General features: G+C 46.4%; 2 protein-coding genes and 1 pseudogene. 2 read left to right on the top strand and 1 reads right to left on the bottom strand.

Annotated features, from left to right (window positions below; genetic code table 11):
* Positions 1–828, bottom strand: a pseudogene (locus ACNA7P_RS10985) (HipA-like protein); the annotation flags it as partial.
* Between the two features lie 419 nt (positions 829–1,247).
* Between ACNA7P_RS10985 and ACNA7P_RS10980 the strand changes: the two are divergent.
* Both ACNA7P_RS10980 and ACNA7P_RS10975 read left to right on the top strand, forming a co-directional pair.
* Entirely contained in the window at positions 1,248–2,804 is a 1,557-nt protein-coding gene (locus tag ACNA7P_RS10980) for a Fic family protein (protein ID WP_416258668.1), read from the top strand.
* A gap of 227 nt (positions 2,805–3,031) precedes the next feature.
* Complete coding sequence (locus tag ACNA7P_RS10975) at positions 3,032–3,283, top strand: DUF262 domain-containing protein (RefSeq protein WP_416258667.1); 252 nt, start codon at positions 3,032–3,034, stop codon at positions 3,281–3,283.
* The last annotated feature ends 685 nt before the right edge of the window (positions 3,284–3,968 follow it).

Genomic DNA, 3,968 nt, shown 5'->3' with positions numbered 1-3,968 from the left:
CATAATTGAGTAAACACTCTCTAAACCAATGCGGGTGGCTACGGAATTTTCTACAGCAGTGTCGAAACGAGGTAACCATAGGCTAACTTGGCCTTGGTATTCACGCATCATCATGCGCGTCACATCAATAGTTTCAACATCGGTATCTGCGAGTATTTCCGCTAGTGCCTGATAAAACACGCCTTCAGCTCGCAGAACATTGTTGTCGCGCGGTGAACGTGTGTTTCTGGCGAACTTCGTGAGATATGGCGTAGCAGAGAGGGGATTCCCGGCGAAGTCGCCGTCAATGAACACTTGGTTATCGTCAACCATCAGAAGCAACTTCGGAGCAACACCGCCAGCGCCGGTTGCACCACCAACTGCAGCACCTTGCTCGTTCGCATACTCTAAGAAATCGTGTTGCAACTCAACCACAGAATCGATGGAAAAACGGCGGGCGGTATCGTAGCCGATTTGCTCAGCAGCTTCCTTAATTCGTAAGTTCCCAATAGGCGCCATGCATGCTTTCGTAAGAAGTGCATAATTTTGCTCAAATTCGCTACTTCTGCTGACGTTGAGGTAATTTAACCACCATGTGCGCGATTCACCTGCGGGCAGTAAATCGTCTAGTAGCGCAGGCCAACTTGGATAATCAATAGGAACGATAGTAACGGGCGCATTTACACTGCACGCCCAGCAATCCTTTCTTGCGTAGCTCAGCACATGCCTAATGTAATCGGGTAGGTAGGATAAAGTAACGTGACTATTCATTTTATCGCTGCCAAATCGAAGCTCTGCGGCATCCCACCATTTACCTCGATTGAAGAGTTGTAGCGTTACGGTTTTCATAGTGGCGCTCGGTAGTTTAATGCTGTTATCGTAGTAATATAGACCATAAAACGGTAACAATCTACTTTTCTTGGCTGTATTTCTCGTATGAAACAGAATCAGACTACTGGTTCGGGGGTACGTATTCTGTTTCGTTAGGGCTATTAAGAGTAGAGTGTCTAGTATACTCAGGCCTCACCAGACAACACAACGGTGTCCGTCGATACTTAAAACAAGAAACTGCTGAATGAAGGCCCGTGGCAAGGCTTGCAAGGTGACACTGAAAAATAGGCAGATTTCCATTGCCATAAGATCCTATAAACTAAATTGCTCGCACTATTTATGCACAATAAGCGAATTATCGTTCGACACAATAAGCGAAAAGTGATACAACACAATAAGCGAATAATAGATACGCACGATAAGCGAGTAGAACCACCATGGCAACACCTTCGGATAAACTGGCTGATGCCTTAGAAGCACTTCACGATCTTCAGATGAATGGCTCAGTTGCCATACGCTCTGCTGATCTCTCGCGCACTCACCGAGAACGCCTCGTTCAAAATGGCTTCCTTGAGGAAGTCATCAAGGGCTGGTATGTGCCAACACGTCCAGATGAAACACGCGGGGAGAGTACGGCTTGGTATGCCTCCTTTTGGCAATTTTGTGCAGCCTACCTTAACCACTTAAAGGGCGACGACTGGTGCTTATCACCTGAGCAATCTATCGCGCTTCATACCGAAAATATGACCGTGCCAGAACAGTTATTAGTTCGAGCTACCAAAGCACGGAACAATGTAACAGAATTGCCTCACGGGACATCACTATTAGATATTCGCGCCGCGCTCCCCGAACCCGCTCAGGTGACGAGCAAAAACGGTCTGCGCATATATAGCCTTCCTGCTGCTTTGATTGCCTGTAGCAAGCAGAGCTTTGCTCAAAACCCAACAGATATGCGCGCGGGACTATCTATGATTAGTGATGCATCTGAAGTTTTGGATCAGTTGCTAGGAGGTGGGCGTAGCTCTATTGCTGGCCGTTTAGCAGGTGCATTCAGAAATATTGGCCGCACTCAAATTGCTGACGATATTATGGACACAATGCGCGCGGCTGGGTATGATTTGCGCGAAACAGATCCGTTTGAGCAACAATCCAGCCTAAGCTTCTCAAGGCGCGAGCAATCCCCATACGTAAATCGTATACGGCTTATGTGGCAGCATATGCGGGAAACTGTAATAGCGCACTTTCCAGCATCCCCGACGCAAACAGTCAATAAAAACGCATACATGCAGCATGTTGAAGATGTGTATGTAACGGATGCCTATCACTCGCTTTCTATTGAGGGCTATCGTGTCACTCCTGAGTTGATCACCCGCGTTCGCACTGGAGATTGGAATCCAGAACAAAACGCCGATGATAAAGAGCGGCTAAATGCTTTAGCCGCCCGAGGTTATTGGCAGGCTTACCAAGCCGTGCGCAATAGTATAGGTCGCATACTCGATGGGCATAATGCAGGAGATGTCGTCGATAACGATCATCGCGTATGGTATCGCGAAATGTTTGCGCCGGGAGTGACGGCTGGTATTCATAAACCTACCGATCTTGCTGGTTATCGGAATGCGCCCGTTTTTATCCGTCGTTCCATGCACACGCCGCCAAGCCGCGAGGTTGTGCGCGATGCTATGCCAGCGTTTTTTGAGTTGCTGAAAGCCGAAGAGAATGCCGCTGTGCGTGTTGTGCTAGGGCATTTTATATTTGTCTATATTCATCCTTATATGGATGGTAACGGCCGCACAGGGCGTTTTTTGATGAATGCCATGCTTGCCAGTGGCGGCTACCCTTGGACGATTGTGCCACTGGAACAGCGCAATGATTATATGGTTACACTTGAAGAGGCGAGTACAAACCAAAACATAGAGCCTTTCACGAAATTCTTGGGGGTACTTGTTCAAGCTTCACTGGATGGTAAAGCAGAGCCTTCAATTCCGAATGATTAACGAATAATCAAGATATACCGCTTATGATATTAGTAGATACGTGGCTTAATTCTGAGAAGCCTGAAGGTCTGAAATACGTACTGAGCTGCCATCCCGATCCACAGACTCGAACGTCCGCTTCACGCCCTGAGACATTCAATAAGAGTTTTTACGTCGCACGTAAAGTCGAGTTTTGCTCTCTCAATGACTTCAAAGTCGCCTAGGAAGTTTTTCGTAAGGATAGCTACATGTCAGATACAGCACTGATAACCAAACTAACAACGTTGGACGAGCTCTTCACCGGGCGTCGATTTTGTATACCAGACTACCAGCGTGGGTATGCCTGGGACAAAAAGCAAGTGAACGCGTTATTGGATGATCTAACGCAGGTAAAGCCATCAGGGCCTATGCACTATACCGGGACTCTTGTTGTGGTAGAGAGCAAACAGCAGCCGACGTCAAGTTGTAAACATCCCCCGGTTAGTGCCACACATTTTTAGAGGTCTGTTCGTTCGTTTTTACCAATCTGGTAAGGCCTGAGTATTCTAGGCACCTTTTATTTGCTTAAAATGATTATATTCATTTTTGTCGTGCGACACGCATCGATTGTGTATGTCCAAAGAGTTCTGAGTTTATAAACCATCTAAATAGAAATCTCGTTGATGCCATGGCTCCGCTCTTCGGGGGGAAGTCAACCGGCTTTAGAATTAAAGCCATAGTATTGTAAATCCATTCATATTCATCTTCTTGAGAAAGCCAGTATAGGACCAACCGAGCTTGGTAGTTGCTCGATATTGCAGACGAAGGTCAAGCTCGGTTGGTATTTCAACAACTTTGGCTCTTTAGCGCGTTATGCTAAATCGCTTTTAGAGTGTAAGTAGCTCAAATAACGCAGAGCAAAAATATTGGAATGACTATAAACCGGTGGCCAATATAACTTGACCATTACAGCTGACATAGTGGGGAGATGAGACTGGATTAGTTCAAATCTAATCTGAAAGAGTACCTTAAAAACTGGTAACCGTCAGGCCAAAGCTGAGCTAGTGTAACTTATAGCTTAGGCCAGCCAACGACTTCGTCAAAATCTGTCATTGCTCTAAGTTTTAGTATCAACTTTTTCGCAATCTCAAAATCGTTAGCACTCTGCACCTGCCTCCCTTGAGCGTCCAGATAGTCAGTCTCCGA

The organism is Aliidiomarina sp. (genome assembly GCF_047920995.1).
GTDB lineage: Bacteria > Pseudomonadota > Gammaproteobacteria > Enterobacterales > Alteromonadaceae > Aliidiomarina.
Note: the sequence above shows the minus strand (reverse complement) of the source record. Positions and strands in the feature narration are given on the sequence as shown.

Coding starts and splice junctions, on each gene's coding strand:
- ACNA7P_RS10980 (WP_416258668.1), top strand. CDS start 1,248: ATGGCAACACCTTCGGATAAACTGGCTGATGCCTTAGAAGCACTTCAC.
- ACNA7P_RS10975 (WP_416258667.1), top strand. CDS start 3,032: ATGTCAGATACAGCACTGATAACCAAACTAACAACGTTGGACGAGCTC.